Source organism: Nocardiopsis moroccensis, assembly GCF_055763695.1.
On the sequence record NZ_CP199747.1, the window covers coordinates 6,151,009 to 6,174,822 of the forward strand.

General features: G+C 70.0%; 20 protein-coding genes. 16 read left to right on the forward strand and 4 right to left on the reverse strand.

Features of this window, described 5'->3' with window-relative positions; genetic code table 11:
• The first annotated feature begins 68 nt into the window (after positions 1 to 68).
• Positions 69 to 389 (forward strand): ATP/GTP-binding protein, encoded by a 321-nt coding sequence (locus ACUKCB_RS27215; RefSeq protein WP_473038368.1) that lies wholly within the window; start codon positions 69 to 71, stop codon positions 387 to 389.
• A gap of 24 nt (positions 390 to 413) precedes the next feature.
• Complete coding sequence (locus tag ACUKCB_RS27220; protein WP_191274566.1) at positions 414 to 1,145, forward strand: alpha/beta hydrolase; 732 nt, start codon at positions 414 to 416, stop codon at positions 1,143 to 1,145.
• Between the two features lie 406 nt (positions 1,146 to 1,551).
• On the opposite strand, the gene ACUKCB_RS27225 is transcribed toward ACUKCB_RS27220, so the two are convergent.
• Together ACUKCB_RS27225 and mce are read right to left on the reverse strand one after the other, a co-directional pair.
• Positions 1,552 to 2,838, reverse strand: coding sequence for a DivIVA domain-containing protein (locus ACUKCB_RS27225; RefSeq protein ID WP_473038369.1), 1,287 nt, complete (start codon positions 2,836 to 2,838; stop codon positions 1,552 to 1,554).
• A 423-nt stretch (positions 2,839 to 3,261) separates the two neighbouring features.
• The gene (gene mce, locus ACUKCB_RS27230; protein ID WP_473038370.1) at positions 3,262 to 3,720 is read right to left on the reverse strand and encodes a methylmalonyl-CoA epimerase; all 459 of its coding nucleotides are present in this window, start codon (positions 3,718 to 3,720) and stop codon (positions 3,262 to 3,264) included.
• Between the two features lie 85 nt (positions 3,721 to 3,805).
• Here mce and ACUKCB_RS27235 point away from each other — a divergent pair, with 85 nt between their 5' ends.
• On the forward strand, positions 3,806 to 4,993 hold the full coding sequence (locus ACUKCB_RS27235) for an acetyl-CoA C-acetyltransferase (protein ID WP_473038371.1): 1,188 nt from the start codon (positions 3,806 to 3,808) through the stop codon (positions 4,991 to 4,993).
• 146 nt (positions 4,994 to 5,139) lie between these two features.
• Positions 5,140 to 6,099: a methylmalonyl Co-A mutase-associated GTPase MeaB gene (meaB, locus tag ACUKCB_RS27240; RefSeq protein WP_473038372.1), complete on the forward strand. Its 960-nt coding sequence runs from the start codon at positions 5,140 to 5,142 to the stop codon at positions 6,097 to 6,099.
• 184 nt (positions 6,100 to 6,283) lie between these two features.
• Here the strand turns inward: meaB and ACUKCB_RS27245 are convergent, their stop codons facing one another.
• Both ACUKCB_RS27245 and ACUKCB_RS27250 read right to left on the reverse strand, forming a co-directional pair.
• Complete coding sequence (locus ACUKCB_RS27245; protein WP_473041158.1) at positions 6,284 to 7,921, reverse strand: glycosyl hydrolase family 18 protein; 1,638 nt, start codon at positions 7,919 to 7,921, stop codon at positions 6,284 to 6,286.
• Between the two features lie 354 nt (positions 7,922 to 8,275).
• Positions 8,276 to 10,189 (reverse strand): glycosyl hydrolase family 18 protein, encoded by a 1,914-nt coding sequence (locus tag ACUKCB_RS27250; RefSeq protein WP_473041160.1) that lies wholly within the window; start codon positions 10,187 to 10,189, stop codon positions 8,276 to 8,278.
• Positions 10,190 to 10,645: 456 nt separating this feature from the next.
• Here ACUKCB_RS27250 and ACUKCB_RS27255 point away from each other — a divergent pair, with 456 nt between their 5' ends.
• From ACUKCB_RS27255 to ACUKCB_RS27310, 12 genes are all read left to right on the forward strand, one after another.
• Positions 10,646 to 11,173 carry a MarR family winged helix-turn-helix transcriptional regulator gene (locus ACUKCB_RS27255; RefSeq protein WP_473041161.1) on the forward strand — a complete coding sequence of 176 codons (528 nt, stop codon included), beginning with the start codon at positions 10,646 to 10,648 and terminating at the stop codon, positions 11,171 to 11,173.
• Between the two features lie 77 nt (positions 11,174 to 11,250).
• The gene (locus ACUKCB_RS27260; RefSeq protein WP_473038373.1) at positions 11,251 to 12,981 is read left to right on the forward strand and encodes an acyl-CoA mutase large subunit family protein; all 1,731 of its coding nucleotides are present in this window, start codon (positions 11,251 to 11,253) and stop codon (positions 12,979 to 12,981) included.
• A 505-nt stretch (positions 12,982 to 13,486) separates the two neighbouring features.
• Complete coding sequence (locus ACUKCB_RS27265; RefSeq protein WP_473038374.1) at positions 13,487 to 14,434, forward strand: co-chaperone YbbN; 948 nt, start codon at positions 13,487 to 13,489, stop codon at positions 14,432 to 14,434.
• A gap of 197 nt (positions 14,435 to 14,631) precedes the next feature.
• Positions 14,632 to 15,390 (forward strand): cytidylate kinase-like family protein, encoded by a 759-nt coding sequence (locus ACUKCB_RS27270; protein ID WP_473038375.1) that lies wholly within the window; start codon positions 14,632 to 14,634, stop codon positions 15,388 to 15,390.
• 358 nt (positions 15,391 to 15,748) lie between these two features.
• Complete coding sequence (locus ACUKCB_RS27275) at positions 15,749 to 17,146, forward strand: NAD-dependent malic enzyme (RefSeq protein ID WP_473038376.1); 1,398 nt, start codon at positions 15,749 to 15,751, stop codon at positions 17,144 to 17,146.
• A gap of 57 nt (positions 17,147 to 17,203) precedes the next feature.
• Positions 17,204 to 17,791 (forward strand): YqgE/AlgH family protein, encoded by a 588-nt coding sequence (locus ACUKCB_RS27280; protein ID WP_473038377.1) that lies wholly within the window; start codon positions 17,204 to 17,206, stop codon positions 17,789 to 17,791.
• A 75-nt stretch (positions 17,792 to 17,866) separates the two neighbouring features.
• The gene (locus ACUKCB_RS27285) at positions 17,867 to 18,109 is read left to right on the forward strand and encodes a DUF3039 domain-containing protein (protein ID WP_191274589.1); all 243 of its coding nucleotides are present in this window, start codon (positions 17,867 to 17,869) and stop codon (positions 18,107 to 18,109) included.
• A gap of 490 nt (positions 18,110 to 18,599) precedes the next feature.
• Positions 18,600 to 19,385, forward strand: coding sequence for a class E sortase (locus ACUKCB_RS27290; RefSeq protein ID WP_473038378.1), 786 nt, complete (start codon positions 18,600 to 18,602; stop codon positions 19,383 to 19,385).
• Positions 19,386 to 19,401: 16 nt separating this feature from the next.
• The gene (locus ACUKCB_RS27295; protein ID WP_473038379.1) at positions 19,402 to 19,683 is read left to right on the forward strand and encodes a hypothetical protein; all 282 of its coding nucleotides are present in this window, start codon (positions 19,402 to 19,404) and stop codon (positions 19,681 to 19,683) included.
• Between the two features lie 164 nt (positions 19,684 to 19,847).
• Entirely contained in the window at positions 19,848 to 21,572 is a 1,725-nt protein-coding gene (locus ACUKCB_RS27300) for a DEAD/DEAH box helicase (RefSeq protein ID WP_473038380.1), read from the forward strand.
• Positions 21,573 to 21,738: 166 nt separating this feature from the next.
• On the forward strand, positions 21,739 to 22,704 hold the full coding sequence (locus ACUKCB_RS27305; RefSeq protein ID WP_473041162.1) for a zinc metalloprotease: 966 nt from the start codon (positions 21,739 to 21,741) through the stop codon (positions 22,702 to 22,704).
• 83 nt (positions 22,705 to 22,787) lie between these two features.
• On the forward strand, positions 22,788 to 23,801 hold the full coding sequence (locus ACUKCB_RS27310; RefSeq protein ID WP_473038381.1) for a tryptophan--tRNA ligase: 1,014 nt from the start codon (positions 22,788 to 22,790) through the stop codon (positions 23,799 to 23,801).
• Positions 23,802 to 23,814 lie beyond the last annotated feature (13 nt).

Consider the following 23,814-nt stretch of genomic DNA (forward strand, 5'->3'; position numbering starts at 1 on the left):
TCCCCGGCCGCCGCCACACCCCCGCGGTGTGACGGCGGCCACTGGCGGTCTTCTTCTACCCTTGAAGGGTGAGCCCGCGCCGTAACAGCCCCCGCCGCAAATCCTCCCGGGGCCGCAACGCCCCCGGCGGTCCCCCCGACGAGGACGCCCTCATGCTGCGCATCACCGGAGGACAGCGCAGGGAGACAGGTCCGGACGGCGAATGGGTGACTCGGCGGATACCCGGCGCGGCCGCCACCAAGGTCTACCGGTGCCCCGGCTGCGTCCAGGAGATCCCGACCGGGATGGCCCACGTCGTCGCCTGGCGCCCCTACGGCGACGGCGGCGACCGGCGGCACTGGCACTCCTCCTGCTGGGACCGGCGCTCCCACCGCTCTCCCCGGTACTGACCCGGACCAGACCAAAGAGGAGCCATGGAGATTCGAGCCACCACGGTGCTGCCCGCCGTGCGACGACCCATCACCCTGCACACCGCCGACGGCCTGGAACTCATCGGTGAACTCGCCCTCCCCGAGGGCGGCCGACCCGCGGCCACCCTCGTGTGCCTGCACCCTCTGCCCACCGCCGAAGGCATGATGGACAGCCACGTCATGCGCAAGGCCTCCTTCCGGCTTCCCGCGCTGGCCAACGTCGCCGTCCTGCGCTTCAATACACGCGGTACGTCCTCCCGCCACGGCACCAGCCAAGGAGAGTTCGGCGAAGGGGAGACCGAGAAACACGACGTCCTCGCCGCCATCGAGTTCACCGAGTTCGAGGAACTCCCCGAACCCTGGCTGCTCGGCTGGTCCTTCGGAACCGAACTCGCCCTCAAATGGGGCTGCGACCCGCAGATCCGGGGGGCGCTTCTGCTGTCCCCACCGCTCCACCGCGCCGACGAGGCGGACATGAAGGTGTGGGCGGACTCCGGGAAGCCGGTCATGGCACTCGTCCCCGAACACGACGACTTCCTCAGGCCCGACGAGGCCCGTGAACGGTTCGCGCCGCTCACCCAAGCCGAAGTCATCGGGGTCGACGGCGCCAAACACCTGTGGGTCGGCGAACCCTACGTGCGCCGCGTCCTCAACGAGATCGTGAAGAAGGTCAACCCCGCAGCGCACCCGCTGCCCACCGAATGGGACGGGCCCTGGGAGAAGGACGTCGTGTAGTTTTGGGCCTTCCCTGTGTTTGCTTGGGTCCTCCGCTTCGCTTCGGACCGTGTTCGGGCGCCTCAGGGGAGCGTTCGGGTTGTAGCAGGCACAGCATCCTCGTCTGCGCCTGGCTCGCCCACCCGTCGCCCGCCACCACCCTCAACGGACGCCTACGGCGCGGTGCCCGTCCCTGCCGGCGGCTTGCCTCGTCTTGCACTGTGTCTGCTGAAACCCGGGCTCCCGCGCCCGAACGAAAGAACACCCCCTGGGGTGACGGTGCGCGGGAGGGTGCTTCCCCTGTGGCTGAGGGGAGATGAACGTGATCGGAGTGCGGACAGACGAAAGGGCCCGGAACCCCCTCTGAGGAGGTTCCGGGCCCTCGCCGCGTCAGTACGACCGGGGCGCGCTCAGTGGCGGCCGATCGCTACTCCTGCCACCAGTCCTCGTCGTCGGCACCCTTGCCGGAGGCGGCCGGCTGCTTGGGCTCCTCGGCGGGGGCGGCCTCCTGCTGGATCGCGGCGGGGGCCGGAGCAGCGGGAGCAGCGGGAGCCGCCGGGGCGGCACCGCCGCCGCCACCGAGCAGCTGACGCAGCTGCTGGAGGTGCGACTGGATGCTGTCGCGCTGGCGGTTGAGCTCGTCGACCTCCTTGTTGGCGGCCGTCATGATCCGGTTGGCCTCGCTCTTGGCGTCGCTGAGCTGGTGCTCGGCCTTGGATTTGGCCTCGGCCTCGATCTGCCCGGCGTTCTTCTTGGCGTTGCTGACCAGCTGCTTGGCGTGGTTCTCGGCGTCGCGACGGGTCTGCTCGGCCTGCTGGCTGGCGTTGGTGGCGCGCTGCTCGGCGCTGGCGGCGCGCTCCTCGGCCTCGTTGACCATCTTCTGCGTGGCGGCCTGGGCGGCGGCCAGGCGCTCGGCGTCCTGGCGCTCGGCCTCGGCACGGCGGTCGGCCAGCTGGAGCTCGAACTGGTCCTCGGTCTCGGTGCGGCGCGCCTCGGACTCGGCGTAGGCCCGCTCCGCGTTCTTGCGCAGCTCCTCGGCCTGGCTCTTGGCCGACTGGATGGTCTCGTCCCGCTCGCGCTTGGCGGCGGCCCGGGCCTGGGCGCACTCACGCTCGGTGGTGGTGCGCAGCTTCGCGATCTCACCCTCGAAGGTGGCGCGCTTCTCCGCGATCTCGTGGTCGACGGCCGAGCGCTTCTTCTGCACCTCGCGCTCGGTGGTGGAGGCCAGCTCGTCGGCCTCGCGGCGGGCGGTGGTGCTGATCTCCTCCGCCTCGGACTCGGCGGCCTGGCGCTGTTCGTCGGCCTCGCGCTGGGCGAGCGTGCGGACCTCGGTGGCCTCCGACTCGGCGGCCGCGCGCATCTCGGCAGCCTCGATCTGGGCGGCCGAGCGGATGTCGTTGGCGTCGATCTGCGCGCTCTGGACCAGCTCGTTGGCCTGTTCCTCGGCGAGCCGCAGCAGCTCCTCGATGCGCGATCCCAGACCGGAGTAGGAGGGGCGCTCCCGCTCCTGGAGCTGGCGGCTCTTGGCGGTCAGCTCCGACTTCATCTTCTCGAGCTGCTTGTTGGACTGCTTGACCTCGTTGCGCAGGCCGTCCAGGTAGTCCTGCACCTGGGTGCGGTCAAAGCCACGCAGCACCACGTCGAACTCGGGCGGGGTGTTGTCTTCGTCGAAGATGTTGTTGAGTTGGGTGTCAATGTTGTTGTTTGACGACATGTGGCGGAATCCTGAACGGGTGCGAGACGGCTACTTGCAAACTGCCGGGGGCGGCAGGAGGGCGGCTGCTTGTGCCCCAGGAGGGACGGGTTGTTGCCCGGGGTGAGCGAGCCGAGGTGCAGGCGGACCGGTGCGACGGGTTCTCGAATGACCCTGACCGCCTCCGACGGTCGCCCTGGTGCGGTGGACACGACAGGGTGCGGCCGACCCGGCTCACGAACCGGACTGCAAGACATGGATCACGCCGGAAGAAAAGTACATCCGGCAGCTAGCCGACTTTATCAAGCGTGGAACCCCTGGGAAGGGGGTTTCGGGTAACTTCCGGCGGTGCCTGTGGTCAGTCATACCGTGGGAACTCAAGCTGTGATGTGTCCGGAACGTCCCCGTGACGTTGTTCGCGCTGGTCGGGTGTTCCGGCCCCCCTCAGTGGGCGCTTTGTACCAACTCGGTGAGGACCCCGCCACAGTCCTTCGGGTGCAGGAAGACGATCTGTGATCCCGCGGTTCCGGTGCGGGGCTCGGAGTCCAGCACCCGCACGCCCCTCTCCCCGACTCCGGTCGCGCTCGCGGCCACGTCGGAGGTGCCGAAGGCGATGTGGTGCACACCCTCCCCGTTGCGGGCCAGGAACTTGGCCACCGGGGAGTCGTCCCGGGTCGGTTCCAGGAGTTGCAGAAAAGTGGCGCCGCCGTCGTCCGTGCCGTTGATCCGGAGCATCGCCTCGCGGACGCCCTGCTCCTCGTTGACCTCCTCGTGCTCGACCTCGAAGCCGTACGTCGTCCGGTAGAACTCGATGGAGGCGTCGAGGTCGCGGCAGGCGATCCCCACGTGGTCCAGTCGGGTCAGCCCGGAGAACGGGCCGGTGGGGCTGGGTGCGGCACTCACTGGGGAACCTCCCGAACGTCGGTGTGATCTGTGTGGGTATCGTTGCAGACCAGGTGCGTCACCCATCACTTGGAGGCCAGTTAAGATGTCCGGTTCCGTCATCGTCGGTGGGGCCCGGACCCCCACCGGCCGACTCCTCGGCTCCCTCGCCGGGTTCTCCGCCGCAGACCTGGGCGGCTTCGCGATCAAGGCCGCGCTGGAGCGTGCCGGTATCAGCGGCGAACAGGTCGGATACGTGGTCATGGGACAGGTCCTGCAGGCCGGTGCCGGACAGATCCCGTCCCGCCAGGCCGCGGTCAAGGCGGGTATCCCCATGGACGTCCCGTCCGTGACCATCAACAAGGTCTGCCTGTCGGGCCTGGACGCCATCGCCCTGGCCGACCAGCTCATCCGCGCGGGTGAGTTCGACATCGTGGTCGCGGGCGGCATGGAGTCCATGACCAACGCCCCGCACCTGCTGCCGAACGCGCGCAAGGGCTACAAGTACGGTTCCGTCGAGGTCCTGGACGCCACCGCGCACGACGGCCTCACCGACGCCTTCGAGGGTGACTCGATGGGGGCCTCCACCGAGCGCCACAACGGCAAGCTCGGTATCGAGCGCCCCGAACAGGACGCCTTCGCCGCCCGCTCCCACCAGCGCGCCGCCGCCGCGGCCGCCGAGGGGCGGTTCGACGAGGAGATCGTCCCCGTCGAGATCCCGCAGCGCAAGGGCGACCCGGTCGTGTTCTCCGCTGACGAGGGCGTCCGCCCCGACACCACCGCCGAGAGCCTGGGCAAGCTGCGCCCGGCCTTCGACCGCGACGGCACCATCACCGCCGGCTCCTCCTCGCAGATCTCCGACGGCGCCGCCGCCGTGGTCGTGATGAGCAGGGCCAAGGCCGAGGAGCTCGGCGTTCCGGTCCTCGCCGAGATCGGCGCGCACGGGAACGTCGCGGGCCCGGACAACTCGCTGCACTCCCAGCCCTCCAACGCGATCAGGCACGCGCTGGCCAAGGCGGGCAGGTCGGTCGAGGACCTGGACCTGATCGAGATCAACGAGGCCTTCGCCGCGGTCGGCATCCAGTCCACCAAGGACCTCGGGGTCTCGGAGGACATCGTCAACGTCGACGGCGGCGCCATCGCGATCGGTCACCCGATCGGCGCCTCCGGTGCCCGGATCGCCCTGCACCTGGTCCACGAGCTGCGCCGCCGCGGGGGCGGGCTCGGTGCGGCCGCCCTGTGCGGCGGTGGCGGCCAGGGCGACGCCCTGCTGTTCACGGTGCCCGCGGAGTAGTTCCGGCAGGCACCGTGGTGTGGCGGCGCGGCGGACGCGGACAACCACCCCGGTCCGTGCGCGGACCGGCCACAGGTGAGAACGTACGGGCGGGGGCCACAAGCCCCCGCCCTGTCTCTATCTGCTCGTCAAAATCGAGGAGTCGCATGAAAGCCCCCCAGTTGGTCGAACGGGTTCGCGGGGGTGACCGCAGGGCGCTGGCCCGTGCGATCACCCTGGTCGAGAACGGTGCCGCCGAACTGCGCGAGATCATGGCGGGGCTGGCGCCCCACACCGGACGGGCCCGGGTGGTCGGGTTCACCGGTTCCCCGGGGGTGGGCAAGTCCACCACCACGAACGCCGTGGTGCGCGCGGTGCGGGCCCGGGGGCTCTCGGTCGCGGTCCTGGCGGTGGACCCCTCCTCGCCCTTCACCGGCGGCGCCCTGCTCGGTGACCGGGTACGGATGCAGGAGCACGCCACCGACCCGGGCGTGTACATCAGGTCCATGGCCAACCGCGGGCACCTGGGCGGCCTGTCGTGGGCGACCCCGCACGCGCTGCGGGTGCTGGACGCCGCCGGGTTCGACGTGATCCTCGTGGAAACGGTCGGTGTGGGCCAGGCGGAGGTGGAGATCGCCGGTCAGGCGGACACGACCGTCGTGCTGTGCGCGCCGGGCATGGGCGACTCGGTACAGGCGGCCAAGGCCGGTGTGCTGGAGGTCGCCGACGTGTTCGCGGTGAACAAGGCCGACCGGGACGGCGCCAAGGTGACCCTGCGCGAACTGCGCCAGATGATCGCGATGAAGGACCGCACCGACGAAGAGTGGAAGCCGCCGATCGTGATGACGGTCGCCGCCCAGGACGAGGGGGTCGGCGAGCTCTGGGACCGGGTCGAGGAGCACTTCGCCCACCTGGAGAAGTCCGGGGAGCTCGGGGAGCGGCGCCGAGCTCGCGCCCGCGACGAGGTGCAGGCGATCGTGCTCGACCTGCTGCGCGCCCGGATGGGCGGAGTGGGCGCCGACAGCGGTCTGGGGGGGCTGGCCCGCGAGGTCGCCGCGGGTGAGCGCGACCCCTACGCCGCGGCCGACCTCCTGCTGCGGGAACTGGGCGCGGACCCCGGCGTGTAGTTCCGGGGTTCCAGTACTTCGCCTCCGGGAACCCCAGGAACCTCGAAGCCCGGACACGAAGGTGGCCGGGGCGGGACCGTCGCACGTCGGTCCCGCCCCGGCCCGGGCGCCGGTGCTCCCCGGATCAGAGCACCGGCGCCGTCGGTTCCCGCCCGGGCCGGAGCCCGGGCGGGGGTCTGTGGTCCTAGCCGCCGAGCGCCGCGTCGATGGCGTTCATCAGGCTGCCGTTCGCGTCGTCGCCGTCGATCGACCAGATCATGACCCCGCCGAGGCCGTTGTCGGTCACCCAGTCGGTCTTGTGGGTCATGGCGGTCTCGTCGTCGTAGGTCCAGAAGGTCTCGCCGTCGTAGAGCCACGCCGTACCGAGGTCGTCGTCGCGATACAGGTCGAAGCCGGTCAGCTCCTTCAGGTTCCGGTACTCCTCGGTGCCGTCGGCGTAGGTGCCGGAAGCCGGCCCCGCAGCGGGCTGAAAGAGTCCGTCGCCTTCGGGGCCGGGCTCCACACCGGTCCAGCCCTGGCCGTAGAAGGGCACGCCCAGGACGACCTTGCGGGGGTCGACGCCGCGGTCGAGGTAGGCCTGCACGGTCGTCTCGGTGGAGATCACGGCGCCCGGGTCACGCGGATCCGCGGTCAGGTTGGACTGGTGGTTGGTGCTGTCCTCCCAGGTGCCGTGGTAGTCGTACCCCTGGACGGTGATGAAGTCGAGGTCGGGCATGATCTCGTCCAGCTCGTAGCCGGTGTCGATGCGCCAGGGGCCGGCGGGCATGAACGAGCTGAGCTCGAAGTGGCGGCCGGTCTCCTCGCCGAGCTCGTCGAGCTGCTCGCGGAACTCCCGGACCAGGGCGGTGAAGTTCTCCCGGTCCTCGGGACGGACGACGTTGTGCGGGTTGCCGCTGGTGGCGGGCCACTCCCAGTCCAGGTCGATACCGTCGAAGACGCCGTAGGCCACGCCCTCGCCACCCGCGCCGTCGATGACGGGCAGGTTCCCGCGCAGGTACAGGTCGATGCAGGAGGAGACCATGCGCTCGCGGGACTCGGGGGTGAGCGCGGCGTCGGAGAAGTACCGTGACCAGTTCCAGCCGCCCAGCGAGACGCTGACGGCCAGGTTCGGGTACCGCTCCTTCAGTTTGCGGAGCTGGTTGAAGTTGCCGCGCAGGGGTTGGTCCGGGCCGTCGGCGGCACCGTCGACGCTCTCCGAGGCGGGAACGGCCCGGCCGTAGTCGGCCCGGGCGTCGCCCTGGTCGGACTCGTTGGTCATGAAGCACTCGCCGTCGGAGCCGACGTTGCCGAATGCGTAGTTGATGTGCGTGAGCTTCTCGGCGCTGCCCGAGCCGACGAGGTCACGGACGTGGTAGTCGCGCTCCTGGACGCCCCACTGGGTGAAGTAGGCGACGCTGAGGTCCCCGTGCTGTGGTCCTTCGTCGGGTTCACCGGCGCAGGGGGAGCCGTTGACGGTGCAGTCGAGGAGGTGGCTGTTGCCGTCGGTGTGGACGCCGTTGAACCCGAACTCGTAGGTGCCGCCCGCGGGGACCACGGCGCCCCAGCGCGGCGGGGCCACGGTGTAGCCGTCCTCGGCGGACCCCGCCAGGGTGGCGTTCCACAGTTCGTGGATCCGGCTGCCCTCGGGGAGGTCGAATTCGAGGGTCCAGTCGGTGAGGTCGGTCCCGGAGGCGTTGTGGACGGTGATCTCGCCGGTGTAGCCGGTGTTCCAGCGGGCCGACTCCACGTAGGTCACCGTGAGGTCGGCGGCGCCGGCCTCCTCGGCGGCCGCCGAGGGCACGAACAGGGCGAGCGGTGCCACCAGCGCGGCGGCGGCCAGCATCGCCAGGCGGTTTCTGAGTCGTCGTGAGCTCACGTCGCGAGTTCTCCTGAGGGGTCGAGGGCCCGGGTGCGCGGCCCTGACGTGGGGGGATAAATTTTTAGGAAACTTAACTAATAATTACGGGCGCCGTCAACGCCCACCGAGAGGTTTCCGTGTTCCCGCGCCGGGTTTCGGGGGCGTTGAACGCTCCCCGGGCGGACCTGTCGAGCTGACGGGCCGGACCAGTGGGTCGCGGTCGGGGCTGTCCCCTTGTGGCCACGGGAAAGCCTTGACACGACAGTTGTTGGAAAGGTAAGAGCCCCGGCTGGGTCAGCCGGGGCCCCTGCTTCTCATGCGGTTGGTGGTGCGGAAGGGTTACTGGTTGAGGGCGGTGTCCACGGCGTTCATCAGGCTGCCGTTCGCGTCGTCACCGTCGATCGACCAGATCATGACCCCGCCGAGGCCGTTGTCCATCGCCCAGTCGGTCTTCTGCGTCAACGCGATCTCGTCGTCGTAGGTCCAGAAGGTCTCGCCGTCGTAGAGCCACGCCGTACCGGAGGCGTCGTCGCGGTGCAGCTCGAAGCCGGGCAGGTCCTTGATGACCTTCCAGTCCTCGATCCCGGCCTCGTAGCTGCCGGGCGCGGGGCCGGTGCTCCCCTGGAAGAGGCCGTCACCGTTCGGGCCGGGATCCACGCCCGTCCAGCCCCGGCTGTAGAAGGGCAGCCCGAGCACCATGTCGGCCGGGTCGACGCCGCGGTCGAGGTAGGCCTGCACGGTCGTCTCGGTGGAGAAGACGTCCGGCCCCGGGTCGTCGGGGTGCTCCAGCAGGTTGGACTGGTGGTTGGTGTTGTCCTCCCAGGCGCCGTGGTAGTCGTACCCCTGCACGGTGACGAAGTCGAAGTTGGGCATGAGCTGGTCCATCTCGAATCCCAGCTCGATCTTCTCCGGGTCGGCGGGCAGGAACGCGGTCAGTTCGAACTCGCGCCCGGCCTCGGCCTCGAGGTCGTCGAGCTGGTCACGGAACTCCTGGACCAGGGCGGTGAAGTTCTCCCGGTCCTCGGGGCGAACCGTGTTGTGTTCGTGCCCCTCGGAACCGGGCCACTCCCAGTCCAGGTCGATGCCGTCGAAGACGCCGTTGGCCGAACCGGGGCCGCCCGCGCCGTCGAAGGTCGGCAGGTTCCCGCGCAGGTACAGGTCGATGCAGGAGGAGACCACGCGCTCGCGGGACTCGGGGGTGAGTGCGGCGTCGGAGAAGTGCTCCGACCAGGTCCAGCCGCCGAGCGAGATGTTGACCTTCAGGTCCGGGTGCTGCTCCTTGAGCTTCCTCAGCTGGTTGAAGTTGCCGCGCAGGTCCTGGGCCCAGGTGTCCCCGACCCCGTCCACGCTCTGGTCGGCGCTGAAGGAGCGGCCGTAGTCGGCCCAGGCGTCGCCCTGGCCCAGCTGGTTGGCCATGAAGCACTCGCCGCCCTCGTTGATGTTGCCGAAGGCGTAGTTGACGTGGGTGAGCTTCTCGGCGGTGCCCGAGGTCTCCATGTTGTTCACGAGGTAACCGCGGTCGTAGATGCCCCACTGGGTGAAGTAGGCGACCCGGCGCTCCCCGGGCGGGTCGGTGGGTCCGCCGCCGTCGCCCTTCTCCGTGGTTGCGGTGACCGGTGCGCTCTCCGGGCCGCGGTTGTTGGAGGTGTCGTAGGCGCGGACGGTGAACGTGTACCCGGTCTCGGGGACCAGCCCGCTCACGTCGGCGCTCAGGGTGTCGGCGCCGACCGCGCGGACCACCTCGCCCTCGGAGAGGACCTCGTATCCGGCCAGGGCGACGTTGTCGGCGGCGGCCTCCCAGGACAGCGACACCGAGTTCGCGGTGACGCCGGTGGCGGTCAGCCCGCTGGGGGCGGTGGGCGGTTCGTCGTCCTGTTCACCGGGCTCCCCCGAGCAGGGGTTCCCGTTGACGAGGCAGTTCTCCGGGGCGGTGCCGCCGCCGGAGTGGGTTCCGTTCCACCCGACGGTGTAGGTGCCTCCGGCGGGGACCGGGGCTCCCCATGAGGGTGCGGTGACGGTGTGCGTGCCGCCGGACTCGGAGTGCTGGGCGTTCCACAGGCTGGTGATGGTGCTGCCCGAGGGGAGCGTGAACTCGACGGTCCAGTCGGTGAGAGCGGTGTCGGCGGCGTTGTCGATGGTGAGCTGGCCGCCGTAGCCGCTCTCCCAGCGGCTGGACTCCACGTAGGTGACGGTGACGTCGGAGGCGTCGGCGGAGGCGGTGCCGGGCGTCAGTGCGAGGGGGACGGCGATCATCACGGCGAACAGTGCCGCGAGCCGGGTCCGTGGGCGTGGGTTTCTCACGTTGCGAGTTCTCCTGGTGCGTGAGCGGCAGTGGGGGAGGGATGCCGACCGCCGGCGCTGGGGCGCAGACGGAGCGGGAGGTTGCACAGGAAGCGGGTGCGGGGGCGGCGATCGGGACCGGGTACGGGCCATTCAGAGCCTCTGACGTGGGGGGATAAATTTTTAGGAAACTTAACTAATAGTTTCTGGGCCCGTCAATGAGTTCCGCCGGACGTTTTTCACCCGCGTTCCGTGCGGGCCGCCCAACCAGTGGCGTTTCCGAGGTCGCGGGGCGGACCAGTCGTCTCGGCCGGAGGTTGTCCCCTTGTGGTCACTGGAAACCCTTGACATCGGGTTCTGGGTGTGCAATGTCCGAACGCCGTTCAGCATCCGCGGAAGACGGCCTAGAGTGACGGCGTGGGAAACCCTTTGAACCTTCCGTTCGACCCGATCGAGCGCGCTCACGACAACTGGAGTCAGAGATGGGGTGCCTCGCCCGCCATGGCGGCGGTCACCTCGCTCATGCGCGCACAGCAGATCCTCATCGGCGAACTGGACGGTGCCCTCAAGCCGTTCGGTCTGACCTTCGCCCGGTACGAGGCGCTGGTCCTGCTCACCTTCAGCTCCTCCGGCTCACTGCCGTTGGGCAAGATCGGTGAGCGCCTGATGGTGCACCCCACCAGCGTCACCAACACCATCGATCGGTTGGAGGGGCAGGGCCTGGTGCTCCGCCGTCCCAACCCGAGCGACGGTCGCGGTGTGCTGGCGGAGATCACCGACGCCGGGCGCGAGGTCACCGAGGAGGCCACCCAGGCGCTCCTGGGCATGGACTTCGGCCTGGGCTGCTACTCCGACGAGGAACTCTGGCGCATGCACGAGATGTTCACCCGGCTCAGGGTGGACTTCGGTGACTTCCCGGCCCCGATTCCGGCCGCCGAGGTGGCGGAGCGCGGCTGACCTCGGCCTTTCCGGCCGCGTCAGCGCCACGGGCGTCCCTTCTGTACATATTTAGTTGGACGTCCTACTATCTTGGTATGTCGAACACCACAGGCGACCCCACCAACGACGCCGGGGCCCAGGAGATCGAAGCAGGGCGCGACCGCTGGCAGCGCCGCTACGACTCCGCCCGCAAACGCGACGCCGACTTCACCTCCCTGTCCGGGCGCACGCTCGAACCCGTCTACGGGCCCGCCCCGGACACCGAGGTCCCCGGCTTCGAACGGATCGGCTGGCCCGGCGAATACCCCTACACCCGCGGCCTCCACCCCACCGGTTACCGCGGTCGCGCCTGGACCATCCGCCAGTTCGCCGGATTCGGCAACGCCCGCCAGACCAACGAGCGCTACAAGATGATCCTGGCCCAGGGCGGCGGCGGACTCTCCGTGGCCTTCGACATGCCCACGCTCATGGGACACGACTCCGACTCCGAGCACGCCCTCGGCGAGGTCGGCCACTGCGGCGTCGCGATCGACTCGGTCGCCGACATGGACCTGCTCTTCGAGGGCATCCCCCTCGGTGAGACCACCACGTCCATGACCATCAGCGGCCCGGCCATCCCGGCCTTCTGCATGTACCTCGTCGCCGCAGAACGGCAGGGCGTGGACATCGGCACGCTCAACGGCACGCTCCAGACCGACATCTTCAAGGAGTACATCGCCCAGAAGGAGTGGCTGTACCCGCCCGAGCCCCACCTGCGCCTCATCGGCGACCTGATGGAGTACTGCGCGGAGCACATCCCCGCCTTCAAACCCCTCTCGGTCTCCGGCTACCACATCCGGGAGGCCGGTGCCACGGCCGCGCAGGAACTGGCCTACACCCTGGCCGACGGGTTCGGCTACGTCGAGCTCGGCCTGTCCAGAGGCCTGGACATCGACCGCTTCGCGCCCGGGCTGTCCTTCTTCTTCGACGCCCACATCGACTTCTTCGAGGAGATCGCCAAGTTCCGCGCGGCCCGACGCATCTGGGCCCGCTGGATCCGCGACACCTACGGGGCCACGACGGAGAAGGCCCAGTGGCTGCGGTTCCACACCCAGACCGCGGGGGTCTCCCTCACCGCCCAGCAGCCCTACAACAACGTGGTGCGCACCGCGGTGGAAGCACTGTCCGCGGTGCTCGGCGGCACCAACTCGCTGCACACCAACGCCCTGGACGAGACCCTGGCCCTGCCCACCGAACAGTCCGCCGAGATCGCCCTGCGCACCCAGCAGGTCCTGATGGAGGAGACCGGCGTCGTCAACGTCGCCGACCCCCTCGGCGGCTCCTGGTACGTGGAAGCCCTCACGGACGAGATCGAGGCCGAGGCCGAACGGATCTTCGCGCACATCCTGCACATGGGTGGCGGAGAGGAAACCGAACACAGGATCGGCCCGATGACCTCCGGCATCCTCGCCGGGATCGACAACGGCTACTTCAGCTCCGAGATCGCCGAGTCCGCCTTCCAGTACCAACAGGCCCTGGAAAAGGGCGACAAGCGCATCGTCGGCGTCAACTGCCACACCAGCACCGTCTCCGGCGAACTGGACATCCTCAAGATCAGCCACGAGGTCGAGCGCGAACAGAAGCGCGCCCTCGCCGAACGGCGCTCCACACGCGACAAGGCCGCCGTCGACCAGGCCCTGGACCGCCTCCTCGAAGGCGTCCGCGCCGACGACGGCAACCTCATCCCGCTCATCATGGACGCCGCCCGCGCCGAGGCCACCCTCGGCGAGATCTGCGCCGCGATGGGAGAGGAGTTCGGCACCTACACCGAGGACCCGCAGTTCTGATGGGGGCTGTGCTTGTTTTGGGCCTCCGCTGGCGCTTCGGCCCGTGTTCGGCGCCTTTGCGGAGGGATTCTTCGGACTCGTCCACGCCTGGCTCGTTCCTCGCTGGCGGCTCGACTCCTCCTGCAGAATCCTCCCCGGCGCTCGAACGAAAGAACACCCCCTGAGGTGAAGGCGAGCGGGCGGGGGCACCCACTGGGGCTGAGATTGGGTAGGGAGTACTCCCCTTGTGGCTGAGGTGGGGAGGCACGCCCGCTGGGGCTGAGCTTCTGCTTCGGATGTCGGCACATCCCCGGGGGTCGGGATGGACGGGCAGGAACAGCCTTTGGTTGGGGTGTGCGGTCAGTTCGCCTCAGTGACCGGGGCGCGAGGGGGTGCTCCTGCTGCGGCCGGGATGAGTGAGACGGTTGTGCCCCTGTGGCTGAGGGGAGTCCCCGTGACTGGTGTGAGCGGGGCGTCATCTCCGTGTGGTCTCCGAGCCTGCCCGGGATGCGGCAGGATAGGGAGTATGCAGCCTTCGGACTTTTCACCGAACAGTGCGGTTGACCTCGGGGCGCGCAAGGCGGCCTTGGAGCGTGAGGCCAAGCAGCGCGCCGAGGAGTCGGCCGGTCGAACCAATCCCTACTCCGTCCACGTCGACGAGTCCAACTTCCAGCAGGTGCTGGAGCGGTCGATGGCCGCCCCGGTGGTGCTGGCGGTGCTGGCGAGCTGGTCCGAGCAGTCCAAGCAGGTCGAGGCGGCCCTCGACAAGCTCTCCAAGGGCTCCGGCGGCAACTGGCTCCTGGCCAAGGTCGACGGTGACGCCAGCCCGCAGCTGGTGCAGGCGCTCCGTGTCTCCGGGACCCCCACGATCATCATCGCGGTCCAGGGGCAGGTCATGCCCCTGATGCAGGGACCGGCCACCGAGGAGCAGCTGCGTGAGGGCCTGACCCAGGTCTTCACCGCCCTCGCCCAGCAGGGCATGCTGCCCCCCGGCCACCCCGGCACGGTGGACGGCGATCCCTCCGAGGCTCCCGAGGAGGAACCCGAGGCGGAGCCCGAGGCCGACCCGGTGGGTGCGGAAGCCCAGGCCGCCCTGGAGCGCGGCGACTTCGACGCCGCCGCGGCCGTGTTCGAGAAGGCTCTCGGGGCCGACCCCAAGAACCCCGAACTCAAGGCCAAGCTCGCCCAGGTCCGCCTGATCGGCCGCCTCCAGGACGTGGACGGCCCCGCCGTACGCCAGGCCGCGGCCGAGGACCCCACGGACGTGGACGCGCAGATCACCGTCGCCGACATCGACATGTACGGCGGCAACTTCGAGGAGGCCTTCGACCGGCTCATCCGGACGGTCAAGCAGACCGCGGACGAGGACCGCGGCAGGGCCCGGGAACACCTGCTGTCCCTCTTCGACCTGCTGCCCGCGGCCGACCCCCGAGTGAACGCGGCCCGCCGCAAACTCACCTCGGCGCTGTTCTGATCCCGAGCCCGGAACGGCCCGCACGGGTCGTTCCGGGGCTTTTCTCACGAAAATCCACGAAGCTCACCGAGTGGTCTCGTGTGTAGCAAAACATCACGTATTTACCGGTTTGAAGATCGCGGGGGTAGCGCAGCCGACGCCGGGTAGGAGATCCGCAACAGCGGTCCACCGGCCCGCGGCGAACCCGGTAGGTGCCCATGTCGACGAACGACGCCCCCCGCGCGCACGGCGGTGCCCCCGTGGTCACGATCTCGGCGACCTTCGGGGCCGGAGGAAGCGTGATCGGCCCCGCCGTGGCCGCCCGGCTCAACGTCCCCTTTCTCGACCGCGCGGTCCCCAGTGCCGTGGCCGCGGAGATCGGCTGCTCCCTCGATGAGGCGCTCCAGCGCGACGACCGTGCCCCGGGCGGTCTCGAACGGCTCCTCGCCAGCGCTGCCCGCCTGCCCACCGTCACGCTGGGCAGCGTGGACACCGCCTTCATCGGCACCACGAACGAGGAGGGGCGGCTCCTCTACGACCACGAGTTCGTCGAGCAGACCGAACGTGTCATCCGGGATGTCGCACACACCGGCGGCGTGGTCCTGGGGCGGGCCGCCGCGGTGGTCCTGGCCGACCACCCGGGCGCCCTCCACGTTCGGCTGGACGGGGACCGCCAGGCGCGCCTGCGCAGGGCCCGGAGCCTCTGGGACGCGGGGGACAGTCGGGAGTGCGGCGGGCACGGCTGGGGTCCCACTCCGCCCACCCACCGGCTCCTGGACGACAACGACCGGGCCCGGGCCGCCTACGTGCGCCGCTTCTACCGCGCGGACCCCGCGGATCCCGGCCACTACCACCTGGTGATCGATTCCACCGCGCTCTCCACCGACGCCTGCGCAGACGTGGTGGTGCGCGCTGCGGCGGATCGGGCCGAGGAACCGGGGCGAGTTCACCGGTCGGACACCTCTGACGGTGCATGAATTTATGCGAATTTTTCTGAATGCGTTAATTGTCGCCTTGTGCTGACGCTACCCCCTTGACTCGGGTAAGGTGAGGCGACTCGGTCTTGGGTTCTCGTGTACAGCCCCCGGCCCATGGCCGAGGTCCGCGTGGAACACCCGATGACCGGGTGTCCCGCGGCTGGACGCGTGACCGTCGCGGACCCGGGTCCGAACGGCGCGCAGGCGCCGACGAGGTCCCGCCGGGCCAGGCCACGGAGTGCAGGGCCGTTCGCCCGACCCCCGGTGGAGAGTCCCGACGTCGGCCCGTACGTCCACGGGAGGGGCCGCCGGTGTGCCCCGCGGACGCATGACATCAGCAAAAGCCAAGGAGCAATACGTGGCCACCCTTCCCAGCGTTTCGTACTCCATCACCGTCCGTCTCGAACTGGACGCCGGAGGCAGCGCTGTCGGCAGCCTCACCAACGCGGTGGAGCAGGTCGGCGGCATGATCACCGCTCTGGACGTGGCGGCCGCTGGGCATGAGCGCATCCGCATCGACGTCACCTGCGCCGCCCGCGACACCGAGCACGCCCAGGCCATCGTCGACGCCCTCGGCGCGATCGAGGGCGTCGCGGTCCACAAGGTCAGCGACCGCACCTTCCTCATGCACCTCGGCGGCAAGATCGAGATGAAGTCCAAGGTGCCGCTGCGCAACCGCGACGAGCTCTCCATGGCCTACACACCCGGCGTGGCCCGCGTCTCCCAGGCCATCGCGGCGAACAAGGACGACGCCCGCCGCCTGACCATCAAGCGCAACAGCGTCGCCGTGGTCACGGACGGCTCGGCCGTCCTCGGCCTGGGCAACATCGGCCCCGAGGCCGCCATGCCCGTCATGGAGGGCAAAGCCGCCCTGTTCAAACGCTTCGCCGACATCGACGCGTGGCCCATCGCCCTGGACACCCAGGACGTCGACGAGATCGTCCGCACCGTCCAGCTGCTCGCCCCCGGCTTCGGCGGCATCAACCTGGAGGACATCTCCGCCCCGCGCTGCTTCGAGGTCGAGGCCCGTCTGCGCGAGCTGCTGGACATCCCCGTCTTCCACGACGACCAGCACGGCACCGCCATCGTGGTGCTCGCCGCCCTGCGCAACGCCCTGCGCGTGGTCAACAAGAAGCTGTCCGAGGTCCGCATCGCCATGTCCGGCGCGGGCGCGGCCGGCACCGCCATCCTCAAACTGCTGATGCACGCCGGTGCGCGCGACGTCATCGTCAGCGACATCCACGGTGCCGTGCACATGGGCCGTGAGGACCTGGACAGCAGCCTGCGCTGGATCGCGGAGAACACCAACCCCGAGGGTTACAGCGGCGACCTCAAGGGCTCGGTGGCCGGAGCCGATGTCTTCATCGGCGTCTCCGCCCCGAACCTGCTCAGCGGTGAGGACATCGCCCAGATGAACGAGGACTCGATCATCTTCGCGCTGGCCAACCCGGACCCGGAGGTCGACCCGGAGGTCGCGCACCTGCACGCGGGTGTGGTCGCCACCGGCCGCAGCGACTACCCGAACCAGATCAACAACGTCCTGGTCTTCCCCGGCTTCTTCCGCGGCCTGCTGGACGCCCAGAGCCACCACGTCACCTCCGACATGATGGTCGCCGCCGCCGTGGCCCTCGCCGACGTGGTCACCGAGGCCGAGCTGGGGCCGAACTACATCATCCCGAGTGTCTTCCACCCGGAGCTGTCCAACCACGTGGCCACCGCCGTCCGCGAGGTGGCCCAGCGGGGCCCGGCCGAGTAGGTCTCCGCGAAGGCGCGGGGGCCGGGCACCGGCCCCGGAACGGGGTAGGGATGGATCATGAACCAGTCGACTCTGACCGGGCGCCTGCTGGTGGCCGCCCCCCTTCTCCAGGAGGACTCCTTCCGCCGTTCGGTGGTCTTCGTCGTCGACGACGCCGACGACGCCGACGACGGCACTCTCGGGGTCGTCCTCAACCGCCCGCTGGAGCTGCCGGTGGACGAGGTGGTGACCGACTGGGGCGCCTACGCGAGCGCCCCGGCGGTGATGTTCTCCGGAGGGCCGGTCGGCACCGGCTCCGGCATCGCCCTGGGCACCGCCGCGCCGGACGAGTCCCCGCCCGGCTGGTCACCCCTGGAGGGCGCCACCAGCCCGGACCTGGCCGGGGTCGGGCTGGTGGACCTGGACGCCCCCACGGAGGTCCTCGGTGCCTCCCTGGGGGGTCTGCGCGTGTTCGCGGGTTACGCGGGCTGGAGCGCCGGGCAGTTGGCGGGTGAGATCGAGGAAGGCGCCTGGTACGTGGCCGACGCCTTCACGGACGATCTCTTCGGGGGTGCCCCCGAGGGCCTCTGGTCGCGCGTGCTGCGCCGCCAGGGCGGTGAACTGGCCCTGCTGTCGACCTACCCCGACGACCCCGCCATGAACTGAACGGTTCTCGGGAGCGCCGTGCCGGGCCGCGGCACCCTATACCGTGGTACACGGACGTTGAAAGGTGTGAGGACGATGTCGATGGATGTGCTGAACAAGGTTCTTCCGGACAGCGAGACCAGGCCGGACATCTCGCACGACGACGGTGACCGGGAGCGGTTCGCCCACTACGTGCAGAAGGAGAAGATCACCCAGAGCGCGGTGACCGGTGACCCGGTGATCGCCCTGTGCGGCAAGGTCTGGGTGCCCAACCGGGACCCGAAGAAGTTTCCCGTGTGCCCCGACTGCAAGAGGGCGTACGAGGAAATGACGAAGTGACGACCCCCGCGGTCGTGCGTGAAGGGCCCCGGCCCGCCCCCGCGGGGTGAACCGGGGCCCTTCGTGTTCGGTGGGCCGCGGCTCCCGTGGTGCGGTCGCGCCCCGGTGTGCTCCGCACCGGTGGCGCCCGCCGGAGCGCCGGTCCGGGACACCGACCTGCTGTTCCTCGACGAACCGACCGCGGCTCTGGACATCCGCCGCCGGGAACTCGTACCGTCCGTCGCGCGTACGCTGGCGTCCCGTGGTGGGGCGGTTATCGTGGTCCTGCACGATTTGGGGCTTGCGGCCGCGTACGCGCACCGTGTGGCGGTACTCTCCGGAGGACAGATCGCCGCGCGGGGAACCCCCGACGACGTGTTCGGCGCGTCGTTCCTCAGCCGTGTACCAGCACGAGATCGAAGTCCTGCCGCATCCGCGTACGGGGGTCCCGCTCGTCGTACCCCTCCGGTCACCCGGGTGCACACGAAAGCGTCCACAGGAGTAGGTCGTATTGGTGTCCACAACTGAACGGCAGTCGCACGATGAGCCCGGTTCCTCGGACCATGGGCGGCAGCGTCCCCCGCGGGGCCGACGGCGGCGCGCGCGCAAACCCAGGGCCACTCCGGGCGACGTCGTCCGGGGAGTGGTCCGGTTCTTCGGCGAGATCCTCCTGACGGCGGGTCTGCTGATGCTCTTCTACGCCGCCTACGAGGTGTACGGCTCCCAGTGGGAGACCGACCGTGAACAGGAGGGTCTGGCCGAGGGCCTGGACGAGGCGTGGGAGGCCGCCGAGGAGCGGGGGCCGGACTCCGAGCCGCTGCCGGGCAGCGCGGACAGCCGCCTGTACGTGCCGGAGCTGGACCTGGACTGGGTCGTGGTCAACGGCACCGAGCCGGACGACATCCAGTACAGCCCCGGCCGCTACACCCAGTACGACAGCGCCCCCGGTGAGCTGGGCAACTACGGGATCGCGGCGCACCGCACCCCCGGCCTGTTCTGGGACCTGGACCTGTTGGAGGACGGCGACGTCATGGTGCTGGAGGACGGCGAGAACTTCTACACCTACGAGGTCTTCCGGGAGGAGACCGTGTTGCCCGAGGACTTCTGGGTGGTCAACCCCGACCCCTTCGAGGAGGCTTCCGAGGAGGAGCCCGGGCGGGCCCTGCTCACGCTCACCACCTGTGCCCCCAAGCTCAACAACACCCACCGGCTCATCGTGTGGGCGGAACTGGCCGAGACCACACCCAAGTCCGAGGGTATGCCCGACAGCATCGCCCACATGGCGCCGGAAGCCTAGCGGGAGGGACGCACGAATGTACGGTCTGATCTGGCGTATCCTGCCCGGCCCGTGGGCCTCCAAGTTCATCATGGCGGTGGGCCTGCTGGCGGGCGGTGCCGCGCTGCTGTGGTTCTTCGCCTTCCCGGCGCTCTCGCCGCACATGCCGTTCAACGACGGCGCGGTGGACACGACCGGGATCGGCTCCGAGGCTCCCGCGGGCGAGGACGCCCCCGAGGGTGCCGGGGCCGAGGGTGAGGCCGTCGAGGGAGAGGGCCCGGCGACGGAGGAGGCACCCGAGGAGAGCGACGGGGCCTAGGCAACGGTTTTCGAACGACGTGCGGCGCGGTGGGGTGAGCACCGTGCCGCTTGTCGTGGGGCACGCGGGGGCGGTGCGCTGTGCGCGGCACCACGGCCGGGGCTCCCGGTCCGGTGCCCGGTGGCCGCTAACCTCAAGCAGGTGAGCAACGGGGGACGGAACGAATGACGGTGACGCAGACCACACCGGAGGATCGCCTGCGCGGCCTTCGGGCCTGGCAGCGGGAGGCCTTCGAGGAGTACTTCCGGCGGCAGCCACGCGACTTCCTCGCGGTGGCCACGCCCGGCGCGGGCAAGACCACCTTCGCCCTCACCCTGGCCGGTGAACTCCTCCAGCGGCACGCCGTGCGCGCCATCACCATCGTCTGCCCGACCGAGCACCTCAAGAAGCAGTGGGCCGAGGCGGCCGCCCGGTTCGGCATCGCCATCGACCCCGACTTCAAGAACGGGCAGGGCGCGCTCGGCCGTCAGTACGTCGGTGTGGCCGTCACCTACGCCCAGGTCGCCGCGCACCCGATGCTGCACCGCAACCGCACCGAGGCGCGCAAGACCCTGGTCATCTTCGACGAGGTGCACCACGCGGGCGACGCCCTCTCCTGGGGCGACGCGGTCCGGGAAGCCTTCGATCCGGCCACGCGCAGGCTCTCGCTGACCGGAACCCCGTTCCGCTCCGACATCAACCCCATCCCGTTCGTGGACTACGTCCAGGACGCCGCGGGGGTGCGTCGCTGTTCGTGGGACTACAGCTACGGTTACGCGCCCGCCCTGGAGGACGGGGTCGTGCGCCCGGTCATCTTCATGGCCTACTCCGGCGAGATGCGCTGGCGGACCCGGGCGGGCGACGAGCTCGCCGCCAGACTCGGCGAGCCCCTCACCCAGGACGCGCTGTCCCAGGCGTGGCGGGCCGCCCTCGACCCCAAGGGCGACTGGATCAAGAAGGTCCTGCACGCCGCGGACCGCCGTCTGACCGAGGTGCGCAAGACCCACCCGGACGCGGGCGGCCTGGTCATCGCCAGTGACCACGAGAACGCCCGGGCCTACTCGCGCATCCTGCGTCAGATCACCGGCAAGGGCGCCACCGTGGTGCTCTCCGACGACCCCACGGCCTCCAGGAAGATCTCCCGCTTCGCCCAGGGCGACGACCGCTGGATGGTCGCGGTCCGGATGGTCTCCGAGGGGGTGGACGTGCCCCGGTTGATGGTCGGCGTGTACGCGACCTCCACCAGCACGGCGCTGTTCTTCGCACAGGCCATCGGCCGTTTCGTGCGGGTGCGTCAGCGCGGCGAGGTGGCCTCGGTGTTCCTGCCCTCGGTGCCGACCCTGCTGGAGTACGCGGGGGAGATGGAACGCGAGCGGGACCACGTCCTGGACAGACAGCCCTCCGACGAGGAGTACCCGGAGGAGGACCTCCTCAAGGAGGCCAACAAGAAGAAGGACACCCCGGACGCGGGGGAGGAGCTCCCCTTCGAGACGATGGAGTCCGCCGCCGAGTTCGACCGGGCCCTCTACGACGGCCTGGAGTACGGCAGCGGTGCGCCCGGATCCAGTGAGGAGGAGGACTTCCTCGGGCTTCCGGGGCTGCTCGACCCCGACCAGGTCTCCCAGCTGCTGCGCAAGCGCAAGGCCGACCTCAAGGCCAGTGAGCTCCGGGCCAAGGGCAGGGCCGAACCCGAGGAGGACTCGGGGCCGACCCACGAGGTCCTCGCCGAACTGCGCAAGGAACTCAGCAACCTGGTCGGCGCGTGGCACCACCGCACCGGGAAGCCGCACGGGGTGATCCACAACGAGCTGCGCCGCGCGTGCGGGGGACCGCAGGTCGCGCAGGCCACCCCGCCGCAGATCCGGGAGCGTATCGCCAAGATCCGCGCCTGGGCCGTGGGCCAGAAGTAGGGCGCCGGAGGCGGTGCGCGGACGGCCGTCGCTCGGCGAAATCGGGCAAATACTTAGCAAGGCCGCGCAAGGCTCCAAAACAGCACGCAAGTGAATGGCTACAGTCCGTGAGGTGATGGGACGAAGCTTGCGCGGCGGCTCAGCCGCGACCCGGTCCGGACTGGCCCTGTGCGCTCTCGCGCTGACTGGTCTGGTGGCGAGCACGCTGCCCGGCCCCGACGACCCCGAGCCCGCGCGGGCCGGCACGGCGTCCCCGGACGCGTTCTGTCCGCCGGGCACGGAACCGGGCCCTGCGGCGGCGCCCGGCACACCGGCCAGGGTCGCCGACCCGGGAGCGGCCGTCGGGGCCGAGGTGGAGGTCACCCCGGAGCAGGCCGCCGAGTACGAGGAACAGCTGCACCAGGCCCTGGTCCCCCTGCGGGGACACGAGCTCGCCCCGCCGTACACCGTGCCGGTGGTCGTGCACGTGATCTCCGCCGAGGACGGCCGGGGCGAGGTGAGCGACCGTCGGATCCGGGAACAGGTCGACGTCCTCAACCGCGCCTACCGGGGCGGCTACGCGGTCGGCTCCGAGGGCGCCGACACGGGGTTCCGCTTCGAACTCTCCGAGATCACCCGCACGGCCGACGACACCTGGTTCGACGACTTCAACCGGCACCGCGACACCATCCGGGCCCGCCTGCGCCAGGGCGGCGCCGAGACCCTGAACGTCTACACCGCCGAACTCGGCTCCGGGCTGCTCGGCTACTCCACCTTCCCGCAGGACCACTCCGCCCGGCCGGACCAGGACGGTGTCGTACTCGCCCACGACTCCCTGCCCGGCGGCGGCCGGGACCGCTTCGACGAGGGACACACCGGCACCCACGAGGTGGGCCACTGGCTGGGCCTGTTCCACACCTTCCAGAACGGCTGCCGCAACCCGGGCGACTACGTGGACGACACCCCCTACGAACGCGAGGCCGCACCGGGCTGCCCGAAGGGCCGGGACACCTGCCCCGAACTCCCGGGCAGGGACCCCGTCACCAACTTCATGAACTACAGCGACGACGCCTGCATGACCCACTTCACCCGCGGACAGGCCCGCCGCATGGTCGAGCACTGGGTCGCCTTCCGCGACGGTTCCGCGCGGTAGGGCGGACGAGACCGCGGGGTGCGGGCCGTCGGCCGCGCCCCGCCGGGCGGGAAGGGGACACCGGGCGCCGATAGGCTGGACCCATGGCAGCGAACACCTATCTGACCGGGATCAAGCCCACCGGCGACTTCCACCTGGGCAACTACATCGGCGCGATCAAGCCGGCCCTGGCGGCGGCCGCAGCTGAGGCGTCCGAGACGTTCTACTTCATCGCGGACTACCACGCGCTCAACATCATCAAGGACGCGGACGAACTCCGCCAGAGCATCCGGTCGGGCGCTGCCACCTGGCTGGCCTGCGGCCTCGACCCCGAACGCACGGTCATCTACCGCCAGTCCAGCATCCCCGAGACCTTCGAGCTCACCACCATCCTGAGCACCCTCACCCCCAAGGGCCTCATGAACCGCGCGCACGCCTACAAGGCCGCGCGCGACCGCAACAACGAGGCTGGCATCACCGAGCTCGACGCCGGGATCAACATGGGGCTCTTCAACTACCCCATCCTCATGGCGGCCGACATCCTCATCATGGAGGGCCAGCGCGTCCCCGTGGGGCGCGACCAGTCCCAGCACATCGAGTACACCGCCGACCTCGCCGGGTACTTCAACCACCGCTACGGGGACCGCTACAGCTTCCCGATCCCCGAGGGCGTCATCGACGACAGCGAGGCGAGCATCCTGCCCGGTGTCGACGGCCGCAAGATGAGCAAGTCCTACGACAACCACATCCCGCTCTTCCTGCCGGAGAAGAAGCTCCGCAAGGCCATCAACCGGATCCCCACCGACTCCACCCCGGTCGAGGACCCCAAGGACCCGGACTCCTCCGTTCCGTTCCAGCTCCTCACGCACTTCGCCGACGCCGAGAAGGTGGCCGACGTGCGCAAGCGCCTGGAGGCGGGCGGTATGGGCTGGGGCGACCTCAAGAAGGAGCTGTTCGAGGCGGTCAACGCCGAACTCGGCCCCAAGAGGGAGCGCTACGAGGAGCTCATGGCCTCCGAGACCGAACTCGACGACATCCTCGCCTCCGGCCTCGAGCGCGCCCGCACGCGGGCACGCCGGGTGCTCGGCGACGTCCGGGCCGCCATCGGCATCGACTAGCGGCACACGTGCC

What these genes read in the sequence shown, in the direction of transcription:
- ACUKCB_RS27220 (WP_191274566.1), top strand. Translation starts at nt 414, where the DNA reads ATGGAGATTCGAGCCACCACGGTGCTGCCCGCCGTGCGACGACCCATC.
- ACUKCB_RS27225 (WP_473038369.1), bottom strand. Translation starts at nt 2,838, where the DNA reads ATGTCGTCAAACAACAACATTGACACCCAACTCAACAACATCTTCGAC.
- ACUKCB_RS27235 (WP_473038371.1), top strand. Translation starts at nt 3,806, where the DNA reads ATGTCCGGTTCCGTCATCGTCGGTGGGGCCCGGACCCCCACCGGCCGA.
- meaB (WP_473038372.1), top strand. Translation starts at nt 5,140, where the DNA reads ATGAAAGCCCCCCAGTTGGTCGAACGGGTTCGCGGGGGTGACCGCAGG.
- ACUKCB_RS27245 (WP_473041158.1), bottom strand. Translation starts at nt 7,921, where the DNA reads ATGCTGGCCGCCGCCGCGCTGGTGGCACCGCTCGCCCTGTTCGTGCCC.
- ACUKCB_RS27250 (WP_473041160.1), bottom strand. Translation starts at nt 10,189, where the DNA reads ATGATCGCCGTCCCCCTCGCACTGACGCCCGGCACCGCCTCCGCCGAC.
- ACUKCB_RS27260 (WP_473038373.1), top strand. Translation starts at nt 11,251, where the DNA reads ATGTCGAACACCACAGGCGACCCCACCAACGACGCCGGGGCCCAGGAG.
- ACUKCB_RS27265 (WP_473038374.1), top strand. Translation starts at nt 13,487, where the DNA reads ATGCAGCCTTCGGACTTTTCACCGAACAGTGCGGTTGACCTCGGGGCG.
- ACUKCB_RS27270 (WP_473038375.1), top strand. Translation starts at nt 14,632, where the DNA reads ATGTCGACGAACGACGCCCCCCGCGCGCACGGCGGTGCCCCCGTGGTC.
- ACUKCB_RS27280 (WP_473038377.1), top strand. Translation starts at nt 17,204, where the DNA reads ATGAACCAGTCGACTCTGACCGGGCGCCTGCTGGTGGCCGCCCCCCTT.
- ACUKCB_RS27285 (WP_191274589.1), top strand. Translation starts at nt 17,867, where the DNA reads ATGTCGATGGATGTGCTGAACAAGGTTCTTCCGGACAGCGAGACCAGG.
- ACUKCB_RS27295 (WP_473038379.1), top strand. Translation starts at nt 19,402, where the DNA reads ATGTACGGTCTGATCTGGCGTATCCTGCCCGGCCCGTGGGCCTCCAAG.
- ACUKCB_RS27300 (WP_473038380.1), top strand. Translation starts at nt 19,848, where the DNA reads ATGACGGTGACGCAGACCACACCGGAGGATCGCCTGCGCGGCCTTCGG.
- ACUKCB_RS27310 (WP_473038381.1), top strand. Translation starts at nt 22,788, where the DNA reads ATGGCAGCGAACACCTATCTGACCGGGATCAAGCCCACCGGCGACTTC.